This is a genomic window from Paenibacillus sp. FSL M7-0134 (assembly GCF_038007865.1).
In the GTDB taxonomy this organism is placed as follows: Bacteria; Bacillota; Bacilli; order Paenibacillales; family Paenibacillaceae; genus Paenibacillus; species Paenibacillus polymyxa_B.
In genome coordinates, this window is the sequence record NZ_JBBOXV010000001.1 from 2541528 (window position 1) to 2566363 (window position 24836).

Annotated in this window: 23 protein-coding genes and 1 other annotated feature; all 23 genes read left to right on the top strand. The window is 47.7% G+C overall.

Annotated elements, in window-relative coordinates; genetic code table 11:
* The first annotated feature begins 48 nt into the window (after window positions 1–48).
* The 23 genes from NSQ58_RS11365 (at window position 49) to NSQ58_RS11475 (ending at window position 24821) form a co-directional block, all read left to right on the top strand.
* Entirely contained in the window at window positions 49–1536 is a 1488-nt protein-coding gene (locus NSQ58_RS11365; RefSeq protein WP_341057421.1) for a UDP-N-acetylmuramoyl-L-alanyl-D-glutamate--2,6-diaminopimelate ligase, read from the top strand.
* Window positions 1536–2939, top strand: coding sequence for a UDP-N-acetylmuramoyl-tripeptide--D-alanyl-D-alanine ligase (locus tag NSQ58_RS11370; protein WP_071558482.1), 1404 nt, complete (start codon window positions 1536–1538; stop codon window positions 2937–2939). The genes NSQ58_RS11365 and NSQ58_RS11370 overlap by 1 nt, the downstream gene beginning before the upstream one ends.
* A 22-nt stretch (window positions 2940–2961) precedes the next feature.
* Window positions 2962–3930: a phospho-N-acetylmuramoyl-pentapeptide-transferase gene (mraY, locus tag NSQ58_RS11375; protein WP_013311092.1), complete on the top strand. Its 969-nt coding sequence runs from the start codon at window positions 2962–2964 to the stop codon at window positions 3928–3930.
* Window positions 3931–3934: 4 nt separating this feature from the next.
* On the top strand, window positions 3935–5356 hold the full coding sequence (gene murD, locus NSQ58_RS11380) for a UDP-N-acetylmuramoyl-L-alanine--D-glutamate ligase (RefSeq protein WP_028540480.1): 1422 nt from the start codon (window positions 3935–3937) through the stop codon (window positions 5354–5356).
* Window positions 5357–5405: 49 nt separating this feature from the next.
* Window positions 5406–6503, top strand: a complete 1098-nt coding sequence (spoVE, locus tag NSQ58_RS11385) for a stage V sporulation protein E (protein ID WP_023989448.1) — start codon at window positions 5406–5408, stop codon at window positions 6501–6503.
* Between the two features lie 6 nt (window positions 6504–6509).
* The gene (gene murG / locus NSQ58_RS11390) at window positions 6510–7619 is read left to right on the top strand and encodes an undecaprenyldiphospho-muramoylpentapeptide beta-N-acetylglucosaminyltransferase (RefSeq protein ID WP_069080394.1); all 1110 of its coding nucleotides are present in this window, start codon (window positions 6510–6512) and stop codon (window positions 7617–7619) included.
* 146 nt (window positions 7620–7765) lie between these two features.
* Complete coding sequence (gene murB, locus NSQ58_RS11395; protein ID WP_023989446.1) at window positions 7766–8671, top strand: UDP-N-acetylmuramate dehydrogenase; 906 nt, start codon at window positions 7766–7768, stop codon at window positions 8669–8671.
* Window positions 8661–9971, top strand: coding sequence for a UDP-N-acetylglucosamine 1-carboxyvinyltransferase (murA, locus tag NSQ58_RS11400; RefSeq protein WP_175405301.1), 1311 nt, complete (start codon window positions 8661–8663; stop codon window positions 9969–9971). Before murB ends, murA begins: the two co-directional genes overlap by 11 nt.
* Before the next feature lie 56 nt (window positions 9972–10027).
* Window positions 10028–10792, top strand: a complete 765-nt coding sequence (locus NSQ58_RS11405; RefSeq protein ID WP_341057424.1) for a cell division protein FtsQ/DivIB — start codon at window positions 10028–10030, stop codon at window positions 10790–10792.
* Window positions 10793–10991: 199 nt separating this feature from the next.
* Window positions 10992–12263 (top strand): cell division protein FtsA, encoded by a 1272-nt coding sequence (ftsA, locus tag NSQ58_RS11410; RefSeq protein ID WP_013311085.1) that lies wholly within the window; start codon window positions 10992–10994, stop codon window positions 12261–12263.
* A gap of 67 nt (window positions 12264–12330) precedes the next feature.
* Window positions 12331–13455, top strand: a complete 1125-nt coding sequence (gene ftsZ, locus NSQ58_RS11415; protein ID WP_013311084.1) for a cell division protein FtsZ — start codon at window positions 12331–12333, stop codon at window positions 13453–13455.
* A gap of 188 nt (window positions 13456–13643) precedes the next feature.
* Entirely contained in the window at window positions 13644–14630 is a 987-nt protein-coding gene (gene spoIIGA / locus NSQ58_RS11420; protein ID WP_341057425.1) for a sigma-E processing peptidase SpoIIGA, read from the top strand.
* A gap of 105 nt (window positions 14631–14735) precedes the next feature.
* On the top strand, window positions 14736–15476 hold the full coding sequence (gene sigE, locus NSQ58_RS11425; protein ID WP_175405300.1) for an RNA polymerase sporulation sigma factor SigE: 741 nt from the start codon (window positions 14736–14738) through the stop codon (window positions 15474–15476).
* A gap of 96 nt (window positions 15477–15572) precedes the next feature.
* Window positions 15573–16355 (top strand): RNA polymerase sporulation sigma factor SigG, encoded by a 783-nt coding sequence (gene sigG, locus NSQ58_RS11430; RefSeq protein ID WP_007431182.1) that lies wholly within the window; start codon window positions 15573–15575, stop codon window positions 16353–16355.
* A 118-nt stretch (window positions 16356–16473) separates the two neighbouring features.
* Window positions 16474–16812 (top strand): YlmC/YmxH family sporulation protein, encoded by a 339-nt coding sequence (locus NSQ58_RS11435; protein ID WP_028540485.1) that lies wholly within the window; start codon window positions 16474–16476, stop codon window positions 16810–16812.
* Between the two features lie 82 nt (window positions 16813–16894).
* Window positions 16895–17779, top strand: a complete 885-nt coding sequence (pgeF, locus tag NSQ58_RS11440; protein ID WP_341057426.1) for a peptidoglycan editing factor PgeF — start codon at window positions 16895–16897, stop codon at window positions 17777–17779.
* A gap of 8 nt (window positions 17780–17787) precedes the next feature.
* Window positions 17788–18489, top strand: a complete 702-nt coding sequence (locus NSQ58_RS11445; RefSeq protein WP_053325766.1) for a YggS family pyridoxal phosphate-dependent enzyme — start codon at window positions 17788–17790, stop codon at window positions 18487–18489.
* Window positions 18480–18932 carry a cell division protein SepF gene (locus NSQ58_RS11450; protein WP_023989437.1) on the top strand — a complete coding sequence of 151 codons (453 nt, stop codon included), beginning with the start codon at window positions 18480–18482 and terminating at the stop codon, window positions 18930–18932. Before NSQ58_RS11445 ends, NSQ58_RS11450 begins: the two co-directional genes overlap by 10 nt.
* A 7-nt stretch (window positions 18933–18939) precedes the next feature.
* Window positions 18940–19197, top strand: a complete 258-nt coding sequence (locus NSQ58_RS11455) for a YggT family protein (protein WP_023989436.1) — start codon at window positions 18940–18942, stop codon at window positions 19195–19197.
* An 8-nt stretch (window positions 19198–19205) separates the two neighbouring features.
* Window positions 19206–19988 (top strand): YlmH family RNA-binding protein, encoded by a 783-nt coding sequence (locus NSQ58_RS11460; RefSeq protein WP_068942336.1) that lies wholly within the window; start codon window positions 19206–19208, stop codon window positions 19986–19988.
* 172 nt (window positions 19989–20160) lie between these two features.
* Window positions 20161–20670, top strand: coding sequence for a DivIVA domain-containing protein (locus tag NSQ58_RS11465; protein ID WP_023989434.1), 510 nt, complete (start codon window positions 20161–20163; stop codon window positions 20668–20670).
* Between the two features lie 168 nt (window positions 20671–20838).
* Window positions 20839–21120 (top strand) — a binding site (T-box leader).
* 79 nt (window positions 21121–21199) lie between these two features.
* Complete coding sequence (gene ileS / locus NSQ58_RS11470; protein WP_341057427.1) at window positions 21200–24289, top strand: isoleucine--tRNA ligase; 3090 nt, start codon at window positions 21200–21202, stop codon at window positions 24287–24289.
* Window positions 24290–24428: 139 nt separating this feature from the next.
* On the top strand, window positions 24429–24821 hold the full coding sequence (locus tag NSQ58_RS11475; protein ID WP_341057428.1) for a DUF5665 domain-containing protein: 393 nt from the start codon (window positions 24429–24431) through the stop codon (window positions 24819–24821).
* Window positions 24822–24836 lie beyond the last annotated feature (15 nt).

Below are 24836 nucleotides of genomic sequence, written 5' to 3' on the forward strand. Positions count from 1 at the left end.
ATTTTATACCATACTATGAATAACGAGAGAGCAATGGAGGAATGAAAGATGCAGCTTCAACAATTGGCTTCACTGCTGGCCGTCTCCCGTGTGGTGGGTGACGGTACAGTGGATTGCCGAGGAATCGGGGCGGATTCACGTCGAGTGCAACAGGGGGATTTATTTCTGTGTTTGCCAGGTTTTACAGTGGACGGACATGACTATGCTGAGCAGGCAATTGCGTCCGGGGCGGCAGCTTTGGTCGTTGAACGTGAACTGGATGTACCTGTTCCGCAGCTTGTAGTTAAGGATGCACGACATGCCATGGCGGTTTTGGCAGATTATATGTTTGATTCACCGAGCCGACGCATGCGCATGATCGGCATAACCGGAACCAACGGTAAAACAACGATAACTTATCTGATTGAAAAGATCATGAAGGATGCGGGGGTGAACACCGGACTGATTGGTACGATTCAAATGCGTTACGGTGGTCAGTCTTACCCAATGTCTGGCACTACGCCCCAAGCGGTGGAACTGCAACGTTATCTCGGAAATATGGCAGAGCAGGGGGTTCAATGCTGTGTCATGGAAGTATCCTCACATGCGTTGGAGCAGGGCCGCGTCAAAGGAACTGATTTTCGCACCGCTATATTTACAAACCTGACGCAGGACCACCTGGACTACCACAACACAATGGAGGAGTACCGTGCTGCAAAAGGACTTTTATTCTCTAGGTTGGGAAATGCTTTCTCGCGGGATGCATCAGATAGCAAATATGCTGTTCTGAATGCAGACGATCCGGCTTCTTCCTATTTGCAGGCTCAAACTGCGGCCCAAGTGATTACATACGGCGTGGAAAAGGAGTCTGATGTGCAGGCATCTCGTATCACTATAGGTTCCAAGGGAACCTCCTTTCATGTGTCTACTTTTAAAGGAGATACCGATATTGAGCTTCGAATGGTAGGCAAGTTCAATGTGTACAACGCACTGGCGGCCATTACCGCTGCTTTGCTGGAAGGAATCTCGTTGGTGGATATCAAGCGCAGTCTAGAGTCTATTGCAGGCGTAGATGGGCGGGTAGAGCCTGTAGATGCGGGTCAGCCCTTTGCTGTTATTGTAGATTATGCCCATACACCGGACGGATTGGAAAATGTCCTTCGCACCGTAAAGGAATTTGCGGTCGGTAAAGTATGGTGTGTATTTGGATGCGGCGGCGACCGAGATCGTACGAAACGCCCATTGATGGGGAAAATTGCTGCGCGTTACAGCGATCACTCGTTTATTACTTCCGACAATCCGCGAACAGAAGATCCGAAAGTGATTTTGAAAGACATCGAACAAGGGTTGATCGACGAAGGTGTACCCGCAGAACGATACGAATTGATCGTGGATCGCAGAACTGCAATTCATAAAGCTGTTGAAATGGCAAGCCCTGACGATGTAGTATTGATTGCGGGAAAAGGTCATGAGACTTACCAGTTGATCGGAAAAACGGTGCATGAATTCGATGACCGCATCGTAGCCAAAGAAGCGATAAGGGGTTTATCCAAGTGATGAAAAGAACAATCGGTCAGATTGCATCTATGTGTGGAGGAATACTTCACGGAGAAGCGGACACCGAACAGATGGTCGAAGGCGTTTTTACAGATTCTCGCAGGCCGCAGAGCCAAGGGTTGTTTGTTCCACTCGTGGGCGAACGGTTTGATGGGCATAATTATGTGCAGCAGATCGTAAGCGAGGCAGGTGCAGCTGCATTTTTATGGCAAAAGGATCATGGAGCACCTCCGGCTGAGAACGCTATTGAGGTAGAGGATACGTTAGAAGCCCTTCAGCATCTAGCAGCTGCATACTTACGCGAAACCGGCGTTTCTGTCGTTGGGATCACGGGAAGCAACGGCAAGACGACAACGAAAGACATCGTAAACGCTCTGCTGGGCACGACTTTTAAAGTACACAAAACCGAAGGGAATTATAACAATCATATCGGTTTGCCTTTAACGGTACTGTCCATGCCGCAGGATACAGATATTCTCATTCTGGAGATGGGCATGAGTGGACGTGGAGAGATTCGTCTGCTGGCTAATATTGCCCAACCAGATGTAGCTATCATAACGAACATAGGCGAATCGCACTTGCTGCAGCTTGGTTCTCGTGCGGAAATCGCTCGTGCAAAGTTGGAGATCACAAGTGGCCTTAAGGCTGGTGGTTTGCTGATCTACAACGGAGATGAACCACTGCTTTCACAAGTGTTGGCGGAGTCTGAAACGGTCAAGCCTGAAGGTTTAAAATTGTTTACGTTCGGGCTAGTTGCAGGTAACGATGACTATCCAACTGAAATCACTTCCGATGGAGAAGGCAGCTTATTTATAACAGCCCAATATGGCAAAGAGGCTTTTCGGCTTCCCTTGCTTGGACAGCACAATGTTGTAAATGGTTTGGCAGCACTGGCGGTAGCGCGTCATTTCAATGTCGATGCAGACCATATACGTAAAGGGTTGTCGTCTTTAAAGCTGACGGGCATGCGCATTGAGGTCGTGAACTGTCCTAATGGACTTACCGTGCTAAACGACGCTTATAATGCCAGTCCGGCTTCAATGAAGGCAGCAATTCAGACGTTGTCTGCGTATAAAACGGACGGACGTAAAATCGCCGTGCTTGGTGACATGCTGGAGCTGGGACCTGAGGAAAAGCAATTCCATGAGGAAATTGGAATTTTCGCGGCAAAGCATGACGTAGAAGTACTGTTTACCTACGGTGCGTTAGGCACTTCGATTGCGCAGGGTGCGCAAGGGTTGATGCCAACTGCTAACGTGCACGCTTATACAGATAAGCAAGAGCTGATCCAGTATTTGCTGGTTCATCTACACGCCAATGATATTGTGCTGGTTAAGGCATCCAGAGGGATGCGACTAGAAGAAATTGTGGATGCGCTGAAAAACGGTCCGCTACAGAACTGATGTTGACGAGAGGGAGACTCCCATGGATATTCAATTATTACTGCTGACGATCGTCGTATCGTTTATATTGGCGGTCATTGCCGCTCCACTGCTCATTCCGCTGCTGCGGCGAATGAAATTCGGCCAGCAGGTCCGGGATGACGGGCCACAAAGCCATCTTAAAAAAATAGGTACGCCTACAATGGGCGGTATCGTGATTCTGGTGGCTTTTACGCTGACCTTTCTTAAGTTTTCAGCTATCAAAAATACGGACTTTTACGTTCTGCTGGTTGCTACGCTGGGTTTTGGGCTGATCGGCTTTTTGGACGACTATATCAAGATTGTATTCAAACGCTCGTTAGGTCTGACGGCGCGTCAAAAGCTGTTTGGGCAATTATTGTTTGGCGCGATCATGTGCTGGCTTCTGCTTAGTAATGATCATAGTACTGCGATCGGCATCCCTGGAACGTCATGGTCATTTGATTGGGGCGGCTGGTTTTATTATCCGTTCATCATTATCATGATGCTGGCGATTAGCAATGCTGTCAATTTCACGGATGGGCTGGACGGGCTGCTGTCCGGTACAAGTGCCATTGCCTTTGCTGCTTATGCCATTGTCGCGATTCAGGCGACCTCGCTTCCGGCAGCAGTATGCTCAGCGGCTATGATTGGCGCTGTACTCGGATTTCTCGTGTATAATGCTCATCCTGCCAAGGTGTTTATGGGTGACACAGGCTCGCTGGGAATCGGCGGCGCCATAGGTGCCATTGCCATCGTTACGAAAAGCGAAATTTTGTTCCTCATTATCGGTGGTGTATTCGTAATTGAAATGCTGTCCGTGGTCTTGCAAGTAGCTTCTTTTAAAACACGTGGCAAGCGTATTTTCAAAATGAGCCCGATTCATCATCATTTCGAGCTGTCCGGCTGGTCCGAATGGCGCGTAGTTATTACATTCTGGGCTGTAGGACTGTTGTTGGCAGGACTCGGACTTTATCTCAACAAGGGGTTGTAGACAAATGAACCATCCAGACGCATACAGAGATCAGGAAGTCGTCATTATCGGGCTGGCCAAAAGCGGCGTGCAAGTTGCCAAGGTGCTGCACCAGGCCGGAGCCAAGCTGACAGTCAATGATAAAAAAGATAGGGAACAATGTCCCGAAGCTTCTGAATTAGAGGCTTTGGGAATTTCCGTTTTATGCGGGGGTCACCCAGAGGGGCTAATTCATCCTGGAGTGAAGCTGGTTGTTAAAAATCCAGGGATTCCTTATACGGCTCCTCCCGTACAGAAAGCTGTCGAGCTCGGCATTGAGGTCGTGACCGAGGTTGAGGTCGCCTACCATCTATGTAAAGCTCCGATCATCGGAATTACTGGCTCCAACGGAAAGACGACCACGACCACTTGGGTAGGCAAGCTGTTGGAGGCATCCGGCATGAATCCAATCGTGGCTGGTAATATCGGTACGCCCTTATGTGAGGCGGCTGTGGACGCCAAGTCGGACGAGTGGATGGTTGTGGAGCTGAGCAGCTTTCAGTTAAAAGGAACAAAGGATTTCAAGCCCGCTGTGGCCTGCCTGCTCAATGTAGCTGAGACCCATTTGGACTACCACGGAGGCATGGAGGACTACGTTGCATCCAAGGCGCGTCTATTTGCCAATCAAACGGCGGCGGATACTGCGGTGGTGAACTGGGATGACCCCGTCTGCCGGGAGCTCGTACCCTATATAAAAGCGAAGCTGCTTCCGTTCTCTATGACAGAACGTTTGCAGGAAGGGTTGTTTGCTGACCCGCCATACATACCGGATGTGACGGACGATATTGAACGTAGCATCGTATACCGCGATGGAAATGGTGTGCTGCATCCCATTATAGGCGTAGCTGAGATTGGACTTCCGGGTCGTTTTAACGTAGAAAATGCTCTTGCTGCTTGCGCAATCGCCATTGCTGCAGGCGCAGAACCAGCGAATTTGGCGGAACCATTAAGTACTTTTCGCGGCGTCGAACATCGGCTTGAATATGTTTTAGAACACGCTGGTGTAGCTTATTACAATAATTCCAAAGCAACCAATTCGAAAGCAACAATGATGGCCTTATCTTCCTTTAAGCAACCCATTGTACTCATTGCCGGAGGATTGGATCGCGGTTCTGATTATACAGAGCTCGTACCTTCCTTGCAGGAAGGTGTGAAAGCCGTTGTGCTCTTGGGTGAGACACGGCATAAGTTGGCTGAGCGCGCCCAGCAGGCCGGAATAGAGCATGTCAAGGTCGTCGATAATGGGGAGGATGCCGCCGCTACGCTCGTGGAGGCTGTGAACAAGGCTGCTGAATTTGCTGAGACGGGAGATGTAGTATTACTCTCACCCGCCTGTGCAAGCTGGGATATGTTCCGATCCTATGAAGAGCGTGGACGTATTTTTAAAGAGGCGGCGCATAAATTGTAAGTAGGGGGGTTGGATAAGCCCCTACTTTTATGCAAGGGGTGGCCTCCTGATGAAGCAATCTCGTCCAGCGCCGGATCTATGGCTTTTCGTTTGTATTGTAAGCTTATTAGCCATCGGCATGGTTATGGTATACAGTGCGGGCGCCGTCCTCGCTTTTCACGAGTACGGGGACTCCTACTATTTTGTAAAGCGGCAATTGCTATTTGCAGGGCTCGGTCTTGTAGCGATGTACTTTACTGCCAGAACGGACTACCGGATCTGGCAGAAATATGCCAAGGTTGTGTTGTTGATCTGTCTTGCGTTGCTGGTTGCCGTATTAATTCCCGGCATTGGTGTAGTAAGAGGCGGGGCACGAAGCTGGCTCGGTATTAGCTCTTTCGGCATTCAGCCTTCCGAGTTTATGAAGTTGGGTATGATTCTTTTTCTCGCTCGTTGGCTCAGTCGTCCTGACTATGATATTAGCTCTTTTACGCGCGGCCTGTTGCCCCCGCTTGGACTCATGGGACTGGCTTTTGGGCTTATTATGCTCCAGCCCGATTTGGGCACTGGCACGGTAATGATGGGAGCGTCCATGCTCATCGTATTTACGGCAGGCGCGCGTATGAAGCATCTCGGTCTGCTGGCTTTGTCGGGAGCAGCAGGGTTTGCTGCACTGATTGCAGCTGCACCTTATCGGCTCCAGCGCATCACCGCTTTTCTGGACCCTTGGTCCGATCCGCTTGGCGCAGGTTATCAAATTATTCAATCGCTATATGCGATTGGTCCTGGCGGCCTGGCGGGCTTGGGGCTTGGCATGAGTCGACAAAAATATAGCTACGTTCCTGAGCCGCAGACTGATTTTATTTTTTCTATTTTGGCGGAGGAACTTGGCTTTATCGGTGGAATGGCGGTGCTGGGGCTCTTTTTGGTTCTCGTGTGGAGAGGTATGCGTGTTGCTATAACCATTCCGGATACCTATGGTAGTTTGCTTGCGGTGGGTATTGTCGCAATGGTCGCCGTACAGGTCGTCATTAATATTGGTGTCGTTATCGGTTTAATGCCGGTGACAGGAATAACGCTGCCCTTAATCAGCTATGGAGGTTCTTCTCTGACCTTAATGCTAACTGCTCTGGGCATTTTACTAAATTTATCACGTTATGCGAGGTGAACGTTTATGCGCGTCGTGTTGAGCGGCGGCGGCACCGGAGGGCATATTTATCCGGCGCTGGCCGTAGCCAGACAGTGCGAAGAGATTGATCCGGACGCTGAATTTTTATACATTGGCGGTCAACGAGGACTCGAAAGCAAGTTGGTTCCTCAGGAAAAAATTCCATTTGAGGCTATTGATATCACAGGATTTCGTCGCAGCTTGTCTGTGGAAAATATAAAAACGATCATGCGCTTTTTCAAAGGGGTTCGCAGATCCAAAGCATTATTAAAGAAATTTAAGCCAGATGTCGTTATTGGCACGGGGGGATATGTATGCGGTCCCGTCGTTTATGCAGCTTCCAAGTTGGGAATTCCCAGCATTATTCATGAGCAAAATGCAATTCCAGGGCTGACTAATACATTTCTGAGTCGCTATGTGGATACAGTGGCTGTTAGTTTTGAAGGCTCAGAAGGAGCTTTCCCCAAAGCTAAAAATGTACTGTACACCGGGAACCCGCGTGCTACAACAGTTCGTTTGGCTAACCGGGATCGGGGATTTGCTACTATTGGGGTTCCGATGAACAGCTCGGTCGTCCTTGTGGTCGGTGGCAGCAGGGGAGCGAAGGCCATTAATGACGCCATGATTGCAATGGCTCCGCAACTTTCGCAACTGAAAGACGTCCATTTTGTATATGTAACCGGTGAATCTTATTATGAGCAAACGCTGGATAGCATACGGAATCAGATCGGCTCATTGCCCAATCATCTACACGTGCTTCCCTATATTCACAATATGCCAGAGGTGCTGGCTTGTACCTCATTAATTGTTAATCGCGCAGGTGCGTCCTTCTTGGCAGAGATCACATCGTTGGGCATTCCGTCCATTCTGATCCCATCACCTAATGTGACGAATAACCATCAGGAGGCTAATGCTCGTACACTTGAAAAGGCAGGCGCATCCGTCATGATTGTAGAAAAGGAACTGAGTGGCCCGGCCCTGTTTCAATCTATAGCGGGAATTATGAAGGATGAGGCATGGCGGAGTCGTATGGCAGAGTCGGCGTCTGCGCTTGGCAAGCCTGACTCAGCAGATATTTTAGTAAAAGAAATGGAACGTCTTGCCCATAAAAGGTAGTCTGCAGCGCAGAATTGGGCGGTTGTCACACACCGGATGGTATTTACATAGGATACCCTATAGATTGTGACCATCACTCAGGCTGCCGGTTGTCAGGTGAGAGCCTTATAACCATGCGGGGCAAGCAACAAGGAGGTTTCAGTACAATGCAGCAATGGATGCCATTATTAGCGGAGCATGATATCGGAAAAGTGCTGGAGCATGAGCCGCTGTCCAAATATACGACATGGAGGATTGGAGGCCCTGCGGATGCACTTGTCATCCCGGATACCAAAGAGCAGCTGGCAAGAGTATTGAAGCTGGCTAGCGAGCATGGAATTCCCTGGATGCAGTTGGGTCGGGGCTCCAACATGCTCGTCTCTGACAAAGGGATACGGGGACTTGTGATCAAGCTGGGGCCAGGATTTGATTATGTTCATTTTGAAGATGAACAGATCGTTGCTGGAGGAGGCGTTTCACTGGTCAAACTGTGCGTTATGGCCAGCAAGCAGGGCCTGTCCGGCCTTGAATTTGCTGGTGGTATCCCAGGATCAGTCGGTGGGGCTGTCTACATGAACGCCGGTGCCCATGGGTCTGATGTGTCACAAATATTCCAGTCCGCTGAGATTGTGCTGGATACAGGGGAATTGGTTGTGTACGATGCCGAGAATATGCATTTCAGCTATCGTCACTCCGTGTTGCATGAGCAACGCGGAATGGTGACAGAGGCAGTGTTTCGGATGAAGCGGGGCGACCGCGAGGAAATTTCAGCAGCACTTGCGGCTTTTAAAGACCGCCGCCGGCTGACCCAGCCGTTACAGTTAGCTTGTGCAGGAAGCGTATTCCGTAATCCTCCAGGAGACTATGCTGCTCGTCTTATTGAGAGCGCAGGTCTCAAGGGCTTGAAGGCGGGAGGCGCAGAGGTATCTGTACAGCATGCCAATTTCATTGTAAATACCGGTCAAGCGACAGCAGAGGACGTGCTTACCCTAATGAAGCATATTCAAAGTACAATATCATCTCAAACCGGCATCAAGCTAGTTCCGGAGGTTTTCGTAGTGGGTGAGCGGTAAACTCGGAGGTGATACATTGGACAAATTGGTGATTGAGGGAGGCCGTCCCCTGTCAGGCACCATACGTATCCATGGGGCAAAAAATGCGGCACTACCTATTCTTGCAGCGAGCTTACTAGCACAAGGTAAGGTAGAAATTCGGAATGTGCCCCATCTTTTAGACATTAAGGTCATGCTGCACATCCTTGAAAGACTCGGCTGTACATGCCGACATGAAGAGGAAACGGTATACGTGGATACGTCGTCCGTCCGAACGTTCCAAATTCCAGAAGATTTGATGAAGCAAATGCGCTCATCTATCTTTCTGATGGGACCGCTGCTCGCCAGATATGGAGAAGTTTCCATTTACCAGCCCGGAGGCTGCGCCATAGGCGAGCGCAAAATTGATCTTCACCTAGAGGGCTTAAAAGCTCTTGGCGCAGAGATAGAGGAAAAAGACGAGCAAATTACATTTCGAGCCCACAAGCTAATCGGCTCGGACATCCACATGGATTTCCCGAGTGTAGGTGCAACGGAAAATATTATGATGGCTGCTGCGTTGGCTGAAGGACGAACAACGATCACCAATGCAGCGAGGGAACCGGAAATTCAGGATCTACAAAACTTCTTGAATGCCATGGGAGCCCACATTATCGGTGCTGGAACCGACACGATTACAATTACGGGGGTCAGTCGCCTCAATCCGTGTACGTATGAGGTCATTCCTGACCGCATAGTAGCTGGAACGGTTATGATCGCAGCTGCAGCTACACGAGGAAGTGTGTCGCTGACCCACTGCAATCCATCCCACTTGTCTGCTCTGATTCATGTCCTCAGGCGGGCTGGTGTTCAAATCGGCATCTTGAATGATATAATGACCGTAAGTTGTATGAGTCGTCCCAAAGCAGTGGAAAGGATCGTTACCTCCCCTTACCCGTCTTTTCCGACGGATTTGCAATCTCAGGTCATGGTTCTGCTTTCCTTGGCGGACGGATTCAGTGTCATGAAAGAGACTGTCTTCGAAAGCCGATTCAAACATGTAGATGAACTAAATGTAATGGGTGCTGATATTACGGTTGATGCAAATGCTGCTTTTATAAGAGGAGTTTCTCGTCTGTACGGGGCTACGGTAGAGGCTACCGATCTGCGGGCAGGGGCTGCGCTGGTCATAGCGGGTCTAGCGGCTCAAGGATGTACCATTGTCGAGCAGGTTCATCATATTGACAGAGGGTATGACCGAATCGAACGTCTTTTCCAGGGACTGGGTGCCCGAATGAGCCGTCAGTCTCCGGTGCCGGAGCAGCTGGATTTCGTAAATTAATGCCTGTAATGTCCCTCCGTTAACGGGGGGACAAAAGGCTTTTGTGGAGAGAAGCTATGCCAAATGCTCAAATACCTGTTCTTAAAAAGAACAGAACGAAAAAAAGTACAAGCCGGAAGATTGCTATTCTTCTCATTTTGTTGTTTATCGTACTGCTCTCTGTTCTCTTTTTCCGTTCTTCGTTGAGTCGGGTTTCTGAAATTCGTTTTGATGGTAATGTATTTTCGACCCGAGATCAGCTTCTTAATCGAAGCGGTCTGGCTGTTGGAGATCAGTATTTCGGAGTCAGTTCATCCGACATCTCTGAGAAACTGCGGGAAATTCAATCGATACAGCAAGTCACAGTGGACAAGCAGTTTCCGGGGATTATTGCTATTCACATTAAAGAGTTTGCTACGGTCGCTTACGAGTTGCAGAGTGACGGGAGCCTTCGTGCTATTCTAGCGAACGGGACAAGCGTGGGCGTGGGGAGTAGCGGAATAGCCGTTGAGAAGCCTATTTTGACCAAATGGAAATCTGATGATCCGTACAAAGCGAAGCTGTGTGATGCTTTATCGCGCATTCCGGGGGAATGGACAGCCGATATTTCGGAAATTATTCCCGCGCCGATTCCTTCTTTTCCGGACCGCATCAAAATGTACACACGTTCCCAGTTTGAGGTTATTACAACCGTTTCTCTACTGAATTCTAAAATCAGCTATTTGAACCAGGTGCTAGAAACAGAAGATCCAGGTTTGATCACCATGTTGGAGGCGGATTCCTACGTTCCGTTCAAACCGGATACGAGTGAAGAGGGCCAAGAAAAAGATACTACTCAGTGATGTGAAAAAATGCTAGAATTGATTTTATGGGTAATAGACTTGCCTCCTTCTTTTTTCTTCAAATTTTTATGTGACTGCAACCATAAATTGGCTTCTAAAAAATTTGTAGAAAAAAGAGGGAAAGCATGGAGTTTGTTGAATATGTACAGAGTGTGTTTAAAGAACGAAATTCATTTTGGAGTCAGGAGGTGCCACAGACTTGAGCAACAATGACATCATTGTTAGTTTGGACATCGGTACATCCAAAGTTCGGGCTATTATTGGGGAAATGAATAATGGAACCTTTAATATTATTGGAGTTGGATCTGCCGACTCGGAAGGGATTCGCAAAGGTGCAATTGTAGACATTGATCAAACCGTGCAATCAATCCGTAACGCCGTGGATCACGCTGAACGCATGGTTGGTATTCAAATAACAGAAGTGTATGTGGGGATTTCAGGCAATCATATTGGCCTGCAAAATAGTCATGGCGTAGTAGCCGTGTCCAACGAGGACCGTGAAATCGGTGAGGAGGACATTGAGCGTGTACTGAAGGCAGCTGAGGTTATTGCCGTACCACCGGAGAGAGAAATTATTGACGTGGTAGCCAAGCAGTATGTCGTGGATGGCCTTGAAGGCATTCAGGACCCTCGCGGTATGATTGGAGTTCGTCTCGAAGTAGAGGCTACGATTGTTACTGGAGGCAAGACCCCGATACATAATCTGTTGCGCTGCGTTGAGAAAGCCGGCTTGAGGATTAAAGATCTGGTCTTGCTGCCTCTTGGAGCCGGACAATTGTCTCTTTCGAAGGATGAAAAGGTGATGGGTTCGGTGCTGGTGGATATTGGTGCAGGTTCTACGAATGTTGCCATTTTCCAGGAAGGAACGATTGTTGCCACATCTACACTTCCGATTGGTGGAGAATTTGTAACCAATGATATTGCCTACGGACTGAGAACCCTTACCGATCAAGCCGAAAAAGTAAAGCTTAAGTACGGCTGCGCATGGTATGATGATGCGGCAGCCGATGTCGTCTTTAAAGTGACGCGTATCGGCAGTAACGTGGATAAGGAGTTCAACCAGCAGGATTTGGCTGCTATTATTGAGCCGAGAGTGCAGGAAATTTTTCAACTCATTCAGGCGGAAGTTAAGCGCTTGGGTTACACAGAGCTTCCGGGAGGTTATATACTTACCGGAGGCACCGTCTCCATGCCTGGTGTACTTCAGGTGGCACAAAGCGAACTGGCCGCTTCCGTAAGGATCGCCGTACCTGATTTTATCGGTGTAAGGGATCCGGGTTACACGAGCGGAGTTGGAATCTTGCATAATGCTATTCGTTACTATCGCGGAAGATCGACTAGCGTTAGCAACAGTGGCGGAAGTACCAAGAAGCCGACTAACCGAACCAAAAGCAGTAGTCCCGCTGCGGAAGGCGAGCAAAAGCAGGGGTTGATTGAACGCTTAAAAAATATGTTCAGTGAATTTATATAACGTTCATTGCTAATTATGCCAATCATGGACGGGCCATCCATGCACATTGAGGGGGAGATGGAATAGTATGTTGGAATTTGATTTTGAAATGGAGAGCTTGGCTCAAATTAAAGTGATCGGCGTCGGAGGCGGCGGCAGCAATGCGGTTAACCGAATGATCGAAAATGGTGTTCAGGGTGTGGAGTTCATCACAGTCAATACAGATGCCCAGGCACTTCATTTAGCGAAGTCTGAGCATAAGCTTCAAATTGGGGATAAGCTGACCCGCGGTCTAGGTGCCGGCGCTAACCCCGATGTGGGTAAAAAAGCGGCTGAAGAATCGCGTGAGCTCATTATGAATACGCTCAAAGGTGCGGATATGGTATTCGTAACGGCGGGAATGGGTGGCGGTACTGGAACCGGAGCGGCTCCTGTCATTGCTGAAATTGCCAAGGAATGCGGCGCGCTGACTGTAGGCGTGGTAACCCGACCATTCACGTTTGAAGGGCGTAAGCGTTCCAATCAAGCTGAACTTGGTATTGAGGGATTAAAAGAAAAAGTAGACACTTTGATAGTAATCCCGAATGACCGTTTGCTTGAAATTGTGGATAAGAAAACCCCAATGTTGGAAGCATTCCGTGAAGCAGACAATGTTCTGCGTCAGGCGGTACAAGGTATTTCAGATTTGATCGCTGTACCGGGTCTAATCAACCTCGACTTTGCTGACGTTAAGACGATCATGACGGAGCGTGGCTCCGCTTTGATGGGGATTGGCGAAGCAACTGGTGAAAATCGTGCGGCTGAAGCAGCACGCAAGGCTATCATGAGCCCGTTGTTGGAGACATCCATTGAAGGTGCTCGTGGTGTGATTATGAACATCACTGGTGGCAACAACCTGTCTCTATATGAGGTTAATGAGGCGGCTGAAATTGTAACATCGGCTTCCGATCCGGAAGTAAACATGATTTTCGGTGCTATCATTGACGAAGAGTTGAAAGAAGAGATCAAGGTTACCGTCATTGCCACTGGCTTTGAAGGCAAGCCAAGTCAACCGGCACCGGGACGTAAACCGGCAGCCAACCCGGCTACTTCCGAATCGGCGGAAAAAGGCTCTCCTAACTTGCGTCCATTTGGTAACACTCAAAGCAGTGACCAATTAGACATTCCTACATTCTTACGTAACCGTTCGCGCAATAATAATAACGATAACTAGTTTCAATTCAGACTGCCCGCATTCTCCCTGGAGATGCGGGCTTCTTTCTGTTTTCCGCATCCTGCAGTTCAGGCACTTCTCCTCTTTCCGACAAAATTAGTCGGTCACCGTCCCCACCGTTAGACAGACTTTGAACAGCATGACTACTATACTTAAGCCTATCCTGCAAACGCTGGGCGGGTGAAGTCTTGGTTGTTTATATCGACTTGATTTTTTTGGCCAATTTGTTCATTGATGCTGTGCTGCTGATGGTCACCGCCTGGATGAGAAAAATTCGTCCGGTGTGGTGGAGGTTGATGGCTTCAGCTGGAATCGGCGCAATGTACGTGGTCATGATGTTTGTGCCGGAACTGTCCTTTTTATTTACGTTCCTGATCAAACTGGCATTATCGGTCATAATGCTGCTGGTGGCTTTTGGATTTGGCAGCATGCAAAAGTATCTTCGTACAATGGGTGCTTTTTACATGATCAATTTTGTAGCTGCAGGTGGCATTTTGGGGATGCATTATTTTCTCCAAAATACGGGGGAATTGTTTAATGGTATCTGGTACACCGCTTCGGGAGGAATGTCTTTTGAACTGAAAATCGCATTCTGGTTTATTTTATTCGCATTTGGCGGAGTGATGCTTTTCTTTCGTATTGTGCAGTCCTCAAAGCAGCGCACAGAAAGGATGAGTGGGTTTCTGGGACAAGTGCAGGTGTGGATTGGGCAGGATCATATTGAGTGTACAGGCTTGTTGGATACAGGTAACCAGCTCTATGATCCTTTGACCCGAACCCCGGTGATGGTCATGGAGGCGGCCTTGTGGGAATCGTATTTGCCCGCCTCCTGGCTTCGAAAATGTTCTGAGGGTAATGCTGACCAACTGGTGATGGAACTGGGGGACGAATCGTTTAGCTGGCAGGATCGTGTTCGTCTCGTCCCCTATCGTGGAATTAACCGCAGTCATTCCTTTATGCTCGCCCTCAAACCAGACCGAGTAGAGGTGGTGATGAATGGGGCTCATTTTGTACATCATCGAGTGTTGATTGGCTTGGATGGGGGAACATTGTCAGCAGAGGGTAAGTATCGTGCCATCATCCACCCGGATGTAACGGCACAAGAAGAGGGCAGTGCTGATACCAACCAGAAACGAGATGCACATTTTAGTGAGCATTTTACGGAATCAGGATGACGAGCATAAACACAAAATGATGTTTGAAGGCGACGAGAAATATCCAATGGTGAAATGGGCGGAGCACAGCTGGAATTGCACTATTTTCAAAAGGGGGAGAATGATATGTGGGAACAGATGAAATTGAAGATGAAAATTAGGCTAGCGTTGCAATTGCAATATTATCGTATTTTATTTTTATTTGGGCTGAAAAGTGAAGAAATTTATTATATTGGCGGCAGCGAGGCGCTCCCCCCACCGCTGACGAGAGACGAAGAAGAATATTTGCTGGGGAAACTTTCTTCTGGAGATGCAGCAGTACGGTCGATGCTAATCGAAAGAAATTTGCGGTTAGTCGTATATATTGCCCGTAAATTTGAGAATACGGGAATCAACATTGAGGATCTCGTATCCATTGGTGCTATTGGACTAATCAAAGCGGTTAACACTTTTGATCCAGAGAAGAAAATCAAACTTGCGACATATGCGTCTCGATGCATTGAGAATGAGATTTTGATGTATTTGCGTCGCAATAGTAAAACGAGAACGGAAGTTTCTTTTGATGAGCCTCTGAATATTGATTGGGACGGTAATGAATTATTGCTTTCCGATGTGATGGGGACGGAAAATGATACCATTTACCGTAATATTGAGGAGCAGGTGGACCGTAAATTATTGCATAAGGCACTGGATAAGTTGACGGATCGAGAGCGTTTGATTATGGAGCTGCGCTTCGGCTTACAAGACGGAGAAGAGAAGACACAGAAGGATGTTGCTGACCTGTTGGGTATCTCGCAATCGTATATTTCGCGTCTGGAAAAGCGAATTATAAAGCGCTTACGAAAAGAATTTAATAAAATGGTATAATGCATGGGTATATCCGGAAGCGATGGAAACGGCGAATAAAAAAATGCCCTCAGGAGATAATGTACATTAATGTTGCTCCTTGGGAGGTAAGACACGATGACCCGAAATAAAGTGGAAATTTGCGGTGTGGATACCGCCAAACTGCCGGTATTAACCAATGCAGAAATGCGCGAGTTGTTCACATCACTTCAGCAAAATAATGAACGATCAGCCAGAGAAAAATTGGTCAACGGCAATCTCCGACTCGTCCTGAGTGTGATTCAACGATTTAACAATCGGGGAGAGTTTGTGGACGATTTGTTCCAGGTAGGATGTATCGGCCTAATGAAGGCGATTGATAATTTTGACCTTTCGCAAAACGTAAAGTTCTCCACTTATGCGGTGCCGATGATTATCGGAGAGATCCGCCGTTATTTGCGGGATAACAATCCGATCCGTGTATCTCGTTCGTTACGGGATATTGCATATAAGGCGCTTCAGGTGCGGGACAGTCTGACGAATCTGAACTCGCGAGAACCAACGATTTTTGAAATTTCAGAGGCATTGAATGTGCCCAAAGAAGACGTTGTGTTCGCGTTGGATGCGATTCAGGATCCGGTTTCGCTGTTCGAGCCGATATATCACGACGGGGGCGACCCAATCTATGTGATGGATCAGATCAGTGATGACAGAAATAAAGACGTCTCATGGATTGAGGAAATCGCTCTGCGGGAAGCGATGCATCGCCTGGGCCAGCGTGAAAAGATGATATTGTCTATGCGTTTTTATGAAGGAAAGACGCAAATGGAGGTTGCCGACGAAATCGGTATCTCTCAAGCCCAGGTTTCAAGATTAGAGAAGTCGGCTATACAGCAAATGCAAAAACATGTAAAGTCCTAATGAAATGAATGCTTGAATGATTCAGCGATAAAAACGATCCTACCCGGATCGTTTTTGCGTTTACAGGACATTTTTTGGGCTCTTCCGCTCATATAGTGAAATAAAGGATGTGATGCGTGTGAGTGCACCAGAAACGTCAGTAAGAGCAATGAAAATTTCCGAGTTTCAAACCAAGGATGTCATTAACATTGTAGATGGACGACGTCTGGGACAAATCAGTGATTTGGAGATTGACGTGCGGCAGGGGAAAATTGAAGCCATTGTGGTTCCAGGCAGCAGTCGTTTTATGGGCTGGTTTGGAGGCGGAAGCGAGTTGGTCATTCCGTGGCGCAACATTGTGAAAATTGGTTCGGATGTTGTGCTTGTACGACTGGAAGGATTGCATGAGCCGTCGGGTGAAGGTGAGGAAAAGTTGTATATCGAACGTCAAGAGCGGAGTGACCGACGGGGCTTCTGAACTTGCAGATCTACGTATTTTAGTGTGTTGTGAAGACACGGCGGCGGCTTTTTGGTACACTGGGCAGTAGAGGTGAGAATGAATGGAACCATTTGTAGTGAACACCGAGGCTACGGGGGCTGCGCTTATGCAAGATGGCGGACGTCCCGTACCGGAGTTGTTATATATTCAATCTTGGGAGCGGCAGGTTCAGGGATTAACAGCGGGTTTTACAGGTCGTCATGGCGGTGTCAGTGAGGTGCCCTACGCTAGTCTGAACTGTGCGTTCCATGTAGGGGATGACCCCGAGCAAGTTATTCGTAACCGTCGGCTCATTGCTGAGCAGCTTGGCTTTGCTGCTGAAGCGTGGACGTGCGGTGAACAGGTTCATGGTCATCATGTTGCCGTGGTCAAGGCTGCTGATCGCGGGCGAGGCTTTATGGATCGTGCATCCGCTTTTCAGGACACAGATGGACTTTTGACGAATGTACCTGGCATTTTGCTGACGTCCTTTTATGCAGACTGTGTACCATTATATTTTTGTGATCCAGTGCGCCGTGTGATTGGGTTGGCGCATGCAGGCTGGAAGGGAACCGTTGCGGAAATCGCATTGAAAATGGTACAGACCATGCAAAACGAATATGGATCTCAGCCGTCTGATATACTAGCAGCTATTGGTCCTTCCATTGGTTCTGAATCCTATGAGGTGGATGAGCATGTGATGAGCCAAATTCGGGTTTTGGAGCATGATTGCCCGGGTAATGATAAATGGGAAGGTTCTGTTTACTTCCCCTTAACCAACGGAAAAACACTACTTGACTTGAAACAATGCAATCGACACATTATGATGAAAGCAGGAATATTGCCGAGCCATATCGAATGTACTACCTTATGCACGAGTAGCCGTAGCGATTTGTTTTTTTCATATCGCAAAGAAGGCGGCGTCACAGGAAGAATGGCGAGTTGGATTGGTCTGGAAGAGAGGTGAGTCCTCCCGTGTCTTTGGAGGAACGAATTAAAGAAGTGAATGCCCGTGTAGAAGCGGCATGTGCCCGAAGCGGACGTTCGCGTGATGAAGTTAATGTGATCGCTGTCACGAAATATGTTTCGGCGGCGACAATGACATCGGTATTGGATAGCGACTTAGAGCATGTGGGCGAAAATCGCTGGCAGGATGCTGCGGATAAATGGAGCAAGTTGGGTGACCGGGGAACGTGGCATTTTATTGGTCATCTCCAAACGAATAAGGTTAAAGATGTGATTGGAAAATTTAAATTTATACATTCGCTTGACCGCTTATCGCTCGCTCAGGAATTGGACAAGAAGGCAGCCGCTCTGGGACTGCGAGTTAAAGCTTTTGTGCAAGTCAATATTTCTGGGGAAATATCCAAATATGGCTTGTCCTCTGAGGCGGTTGTCCCCTTTTTGGAACAAATTCGCGAGTTGGAGCATGTGGACGTGATTGGCTTGATGACGATGGCTCCTCATGAGCAAGACCCGGAAAAAACTCGGCCTGTGTTTCGGGGATTACGTGAATTACGGGATAGGTTAAATGGACAAGCCTTGACCAGAGAACCCATCGCTCACTTGTCTATGGGGATGTCCAATGATTTTGAAGTGGCGGTTGAAGAGGGAGCGACCTGGCTGCGGCTTGGTTCCGTACTGGTCGGACGAGAGGAGGATTTCCATTGGGCGTAATGAATAAGTTCATGAACTTTCTGGGGCTTCAGGAAGAAGAGGAAGTTATAGAGCGAGAGGTTATGAATACGCCGGAAGATCAAGAAATTGAAACCCCAAGCTTTGATAAACGTAAGAACCAGAAGAGCACTAATGTTGTCAGCATCCATTCACAGAAAAATGTGAAAGTTGTCCTGTATGAGCCGCGTTCTTATGATGAAGCACAGGAAATTGCCGACCATATCCGTTCCCATCGTACCGTCGTAGTTAATTTGCAACGAATTCGCAAGGATCAGGCGCTGCGCATTATTGATTTTTTGAGTGGTACTGTGTATGCACTGGGTGGTGGTATTTCCAAGGTCGGGAACAATATTTTTCTGTGTACACCAGACACGGTTGAGATTCAAGGCTCTATTACGGAAATACTGGCTGACACTGAACAAGAACTTAACAGAATGAGGTGAACTTTTCTTGATCGAGGTAATTTACTGGCTATTTCAGATTTATTCGTACATGATCATTGCATATGTTCTGCTGTCATGGCTTCCTAATGCCAGAGAGAGTGTAATTGGCGATTTACTTGCCAAGTTTGTGGAGCCGTATTTGTCTCCTTTTCGCAGGTTTATACCGCCAATCTTCGGGATGATTGATATTTCACCCATCGTTGCGCTGATTGCTCTGCGTTTTGCGTCATACGGTTTGATTTCTTTAATTGGTAATTTCGTCTAGGAGGAGTTATGCGAACTGAGATTTATGAGCATTTTCACCCGGATGAACGGGATTATGTGGATCGCGCTTCCGAATGGATCAGTCATGCGGGAGCTTATCATGAGCAGAAGCTGACTGATTTTTTGGACCCGCGCCAACAGTACATATTGGAGACACTTGCTTCGAAGGAAGACAAGGTCACGATTAGGGTAGATGGCGGATATATGGCTTCAGAACGAAAGCGGGCGCTTATTGCGCCCGATTATTCGTATTTGGACGGTGAGGAGATGGGGATTCAGGTCCTTTCCATCACATCTGACGATCATAAAGTAGGTACCCTTGAACACGGTGATTATCTAGGTGCCCTACTGGGACTTGGAATCAAACGTGGGAAAATCGGGGACATTCATGTACTTGATGATGGGTGCCATGTATTGGTAGCTTCAGAGATCGGTGATTTTATGACGATGCATTTGCAGCAGGTACATCGTGTTCATGTATGGACAGAACTGTTGCCTGTAGCGAGTCTGCGAACGAAGGAAGTTGCATTAGAGGCGCTAGATCTGACGGTCGCTTCTTTGCGGCTGGACGGTATTGCCAGCGATGTGTACAAGCTAAGCCGCAGTAAAATATTAACACCGATTCGGGCGGGACGGTGCCGGGTAAATTGGAAGGTGGAGGAGAATCCATCCACTCCACTTAAAGCTGGGGACGTTATTTCCATGCAGGGTTTTGGGCGTTTCAAAGTGCTAGAAACAGACGGGATGACAAAAAAGGGAAGATTCCGTGTCAAAATTGGTAAGTTTGTATAGCTGTAGGCAGGAATCACGAACTTTCTGTCGAAAGAATTAAGCTATAGCGAAGAACTGGAACGATTTTGCTCTGTACAGTATTCACAAAACGGGGTATGATGACCGATAGATGATAGTGAGCGTCGTGACGCGGAAAATGTAATTTTTGTCAATCTTATAGGAGGTGGACGGCATGCCATTAACGCCATTGGATATACATAACAAGGAATTTGCCCGCCGGCTTCGCGGTTATGATGAGGATCAGGTTAATGAATTTTTGGATCAGGTGATCAAAGATTACGAGGGCGTTATTCGTGAAAATAAAGAACTGAGCACCGAGTTGTTGAACGTACAGGAGAAGCTCGATCATTTCGCGACCATTGAGGATACGCTGAGTAAGACGATTATCGTGGCGCAGGAAGCGGCTGATGAAGTTCGTAACAACGCCAAGAAAGAATCCCAACTGATCGTGAAGGAAGCGGAAAAAAATGCGGACCGTATTGTGAACGAAGCATTGTCTAAATCCCGCAAGATCGCGTTGGAGGTTGAAGAACTGAAGAAGCAGGCATCGATTTACCGAGCACGGTTTCGTACACTGGTGGAAGCGCAGCTTGACTTGTTAAGCCAAGACGGCTGGGAAGCCCTTGAAAACCGGGAACGCGAAGTACTGGAGCGCGAGCGTGAGATGAAAGAAATTTACTAATTTCATTTCTGACAAGCTTTTATTAGGCTTTGTTAGGGTTGACTTTTGTCTTTAAACAGGCTATAACTGTAAATACTATACTGAATTCAATGATTATCCGTCCGTCGGCTGATGGTTGTTATTCAAGGCAACGATGTTGCTGATTTAATATTCGATGAATTTAACATGTTTAATTCGTTGATGGGAACGAGTACGTCATGATTTGTCCCTCAGAGAGTTGGCCTTCCGGTGCAAGCCAACGTTCAGAACATGACCGAAGATCCTCCCGGAGAAGTGAGCTGAAGCGCTTAAGATTTATGGCGTGTGTAAGCAATCACCGTTTGCCATGCGTTATAATGGCGCCCTGCTGTAGTTGAGTGGGGCTCAGAGAGCCGTGATGAGACTGTATTTTTAGAATGGTCTGTTTTTACGGAATCAGGGTGGTAACGCGAGCACAGTCTCGTCCCTTTACAGGGATGGGGCTTTTTTTGTTGCTTTTTTTAGGAAATGCTAGGGAAATCAATGATGAGCAGAGAGGGAGTATGACAGTATGAACAGAGTGGATGTTAAAGAAAAAGCACGGTCCCGTGACCTGCGCATCCTGAGCAAATGGAAACAAGAGGACACATTCCGTAAATCCATCACAAATCGTGAAGGAAAGCCAAATTTTGTATTTTATGAGGGCCCACCAACAGCTAACGGTAAACCGCATATCGGTCACGTGCTGGGACGTGTAATTAAGGATTTTGTAGGCCGCTATCAGACAATGAAGGGATACCGCGTCGTACGTAAGGCAGGCTGGGACACGCATGGCTTGCCAGTAGAATTGGGTGTACAAAAGCAACTGGGAATCTCCCACAAGCCTGAAATTGAAGAATATGGCGTTGAAAAGTTTATTAAGAAATGTAAGGCAAGCGTGTTTGAGTATGAGCAACAATGGCGTGATCTAACCGAAGCGATCGGATACTGGACAGACCTCGATAACCCGTACATTACTTTGGATAATAACTACATCGAGAGCGTATGGAACATTTTGGCGACAATTCATGAAAAAGATCTGTTGTATCGTGGTCATCGTGTGAGTCCGTATTGCCCGGATTGTCAGACGACGCTAAGTTCTCATGAAGTAGCGCAGGGCTACAAAGATGTGAAGGATCTGAGTGCCACGGCGAAATTCAAGTTGCATAGCAGTGGTGAATATGTACTGGCTTGGACGACAACACCTTGGACCTTGCCGAGTCACGTGGCGCTCGCCGTCAACCCTGAACTGGAATATGCACGTGTGAAGCAGGAAGACGGTGTATACATCGTTGCTAAAAATCTGGTTGAGGACGTAATTAAAGGCGATCATGAAGTGATTGGCACACTATCCGGTTCAGAACTGGTTGGCCAAACGTATACCCCGCCATTTACGTATTTTCAGGTTGAGAAGGGTAATCAGATTCTGGGTGCGAAGTTCGTAACAGACTCCAGTGGTACAGGTATCGTTCATATGGCTCCAGCGCATGGTGAGGATGATTACCGGGTATGTCGTGAAAATGGTGTTGAATTCATCAACGTAGTGGATCTCCAAGGTAACTATGTAGAGGAAATCACTGATTTTGCAGGCCGTTTTGTGAAAGACTGTGATGTAGATATTGTTAAAATGCTGTCCGAAAAAGGCTTGCTGTACAGCAAGGAAAAATACGAGCATAGCTATCCGTTCTGCTGGCGCTGCGATACTCCATTATTGTACTATGCTATGGACAGCTGGTTTATCAAAACAACTGCGATCAAGGATCAACTGATTGCCAACAACAGCGAAGTCGAATGGTACCCGGGGCATATACGTGAAGGACGTTTTGGCAAGTTTTTGGAGGAACTGGTGGATTGGAACATCAGTCGCGATCGCTATTGGGGTACACCGCTAAACATCTGGGTTTGTGAAGAAACTGGAGAACAGTTCGCTCCACATAGTATTGCTGAATTGAGGGAACGTGCGATTGGCGATGTACCAGCGGACATCGAGCTGCACAAACCATATGTAGATGATATTAAGGTTCGTAGCCAATGCGGTAAATACGAAATGACTCGTACACCGGAAGTAATCGACGTATGGTTCGATAGTGGCTCCATGCCGTTTGCACAGCATCATTATCCTTTTGAAAATAATGAAACGTTCAAGCAGCAATTTCCGGCAGATATGATCTGTGAAGGGATTGACCAGACTCGTGGCTGGTTCTATAGCTTGCTTGCGGTTTCGACTATGCTGACTGGCAAAGCTCCTTATAAAGCTGTCATGGCGACAGGCCATGTACTGGATGAGCAGGGGCAGAAAATGTCTAAATCCAAGGGTAATGTTATTGATCCGTGGGAAGTGATTGACGAGTACGGTACAGATGCTTTCCGCTGGGCATTGCTGTCTGATAGTGCACCATGGAATAGCAAACGTTTTTCCAAAGGCATTGTAGGTGAGGCTAAATCGAAGCTGGTGGATACGCTTGTAAATACACACGCTTTTCTGACCTTGTATGCGGATATCGACGGATTTGATCCGGCACAGCATCCGTTCAAACCATCGGCTCATAAGTTGGATCGTTGGATTTTGTCCCGTCTGAACAGCCTCATTTTGGTAGTGGACAAAGCGCTGGCTGTAAATGACTTCCTGAACTCATCTAAAGCAATTGAATCGTTTGTTGATGAGCTGAGCAATTGGTATATCCGTCGTTCACGCGACCGATTCTGGGGCAATGGTCTTACAGAAGATAAGCTGGATGCATACCGTACACTGACTGAGGTGCTGTTAACGACTGCCAAACTGCTTGCGCCGTTTACACCACTGCTTGCAGAGGATATTTACCTCAATCTGAGCAACGGGGAAAGTGTTCATTTGGATGATTATCCGACTGCCAATGAGTCCTTGATCGATCTGGAACTGGAACGAGACATGGAAACGGCACGTCGTGTCGTCGAATTGGCGCGTAACGTCCGCAACGAAACGGGTTTGAAAACGCGTCAACCGTTGTCCGAGTTGATTCTGTCCATGGATCAGGATTTTGAACTGAGTGGCTATGAGGAAATCATCAAAGATGAAATTAACGTGAAGCATATTCATGTTGAGACGGACGATAGCGGCTTTGTAGATTTTACACTGAAACTGAATTTGAAAGTAGCAGGCAAGAAATACGGCAAAAATGTCGGTTTCCTACAAAACTTTTTCAAAGGAATGTCTGCTGAGGATACCCGTTCTGTTGTAGAAAAAGGAGTGTTAAACGTCGCTTCTCCAGAAGGTGAAGAGCTGCAAGTTACGGCCGAAGAACTGCTGGTGGAGAAAAAAGCGAAAGAAGGCTTCGCTTCTGCTTCCGGTTATGGCTTAACGGTAGCGTTGAACACAGACATTACGCCGGAGCTGGAGCAAGAGGGCTGGGTACGTGAAGTGGTTCGTGCGGTACAGGATTATCGTAAAAAACTGGATCTGCCGATTGAAAAGTATGTGGCGTTGACGTTGGATGTAGATAATGAGCTGCGTCTGGCCATCGAAAGCTTCGACTCTGTGTTGCGTGAGAACGTATTGGTTACTACTGTGACATTTGGTCAAGCCGAACCGGCAGAACATGTGGAAGTGAACGGTAAAACCATCGGCGTTCATATTGGGGAATAATTACAAGCCCCCTGTCCCATAATACAATAACAGGCAGCATATAAAAACGAGCCTAAGCATCGGAAACGGGTTTTCTCCGTTACGTGCTTCGGCTCGTTTGCTGCGTTCAGGGCAGCCATGGGAAAGGGGGATTGTGCATATGACGGCACGATCAAGGCGTAGACAGGGAAGGAGTCTCCGAGGGGTGAACGGAGAAGGGGCTGCCGTAGCCGCAGATAAAAGCAAAACAGGTAATCAGGCAGAGCAATTAAGTCGTGTTGAAAAGCTGATACGTGCTGTGTCAGAGCAGATGGAACGGACACGTATTGCAGATTACGCTTTGCTGCTGAATAAGCCTTGGCGATTACTCTGGCTAAATCTAATATCAGGCGTTTCCCGGGGAATCGGCATCGCGCTAGGTTTTACTTTTTTTGCCGCTACCATTATTTATGTGCTGCAAGTGCTCGGAGCGTTGAATTTGCCGATTATCGGTGATTATATCGCTGATATTGTACGGATCGTACAGCGACAATTGGAGCTTACCACCTATTAGGCAGCGATCTCCACT

Excerpts from the sequence above, each read along its gene's own strand:
- NSQ58_RS11475 (WP_341057428.1), top strand. The coding sequence starts at position 24,429 with ATGACGGCACGATCAAGGCGTAGACAGGGAAGGAGTCTCCGAGGGGTG.
- murB (WP_023989446.1), top strand. The coding sequence starts at position 7,766 with ATGCAGCAATGGATGCCATTATTAGCGGAGCATGATATCGGAAAAGTG.
- murD (WP_028540480.1), top strand. The coding sequence starts at position 3,935 with ATGAACCATCCAGACGCATACAGAGATCAGGAAGTCGTCATTATCGGG.
- sigG (WP_007431182.1), top strand. The coding sequence starts at position 15,573 with ATGACCCGAAATAAAGTGGAAATTTGCGGTGTGGATACCGCCAAACTG.
- murG (WP_069080394.1), top strand. The coding sequence starts at position 6,510 with ATGCGCGTCGTGTTGAGCGGCGGCGGCACCGGAGGGCATATTTATCCG.
- NSQ58_RS11405 (WP_341057424.1), top strand. The coding sequence starts at position 10,028 with ATGCCAAATGCTCAAATACCTGTTCTTAAAAAGAACAGAACGAAAAAA.
- NSQ58_RS11370 (WP_071558482.1), top strand. The coding sequence starts at position 1,536 with ATGAAAAGAACAATCGGTCAGATTGCATCTATGTGTGGAGGAATACTT.
- ileS (WP_341057427.1), top strand. The coding sequence starts at position 21,200 with ATGAACAGAGTGGATGTTAAAGAAAAAGCACGGTCCCGTGACCTGCGC.
- NSQ58_RS11365 (WP_341057421.1), top strand. The coding sequence starts at position 49 with ATGCAGCTTCAACAATTGGCTTCACTGCTGGCCGTCTCCCGTGTGGTG.
- sigE (WP_175405300.1), top strand. The coding sequence starts at position 14,736 with ATGTGGGAACAGATGAAATTGAAGATGAAAATTAGGCTAGCGTTGCAA.
- spoVE (WP_023989448.1), top strand. The coding sequence starts at position 5,406 with ATGAAGCAATCTCGTCCAGCGCCGGATCTATGGCTTTTCGTTTGTATT.
- NSQ58_RS11460 (WP_068942336.1), top strand. The coding sequence starts at position 19,206 with ATGCGAACTGAGATTTATGAGCATTTTCACCCGGATGAACGGGATTAT.
- NSQ58_RS11465 (WP_023989434.1), top strand. The coding sequence starts at position 20,161 with ATGCCATTAACGCCATTGGATATACATAACAAGGAATTTGCCCGCCGG.
- mraY (WP_013311092.1), top strand. The coding sequence starts at position 2,962 with ATGGATATTCAATTATTACTGCTGACGATCGTCGTATCGTTTATATTG.
- ftsZ (WP_013311084.1), top strand. The coding sequence starts at position 12,331 with ATGTTGGAATTTGATTTTGAAATGGAGAGCTTGGCTCAAATTAAAGTG.
- pgeF (WP_341057426.1), top strand. The coding sequence starts at position 16,895 with ATGGAACCATTTGTAGTGAACACCGAGGCTACGGGGGCTGCGCTTATG.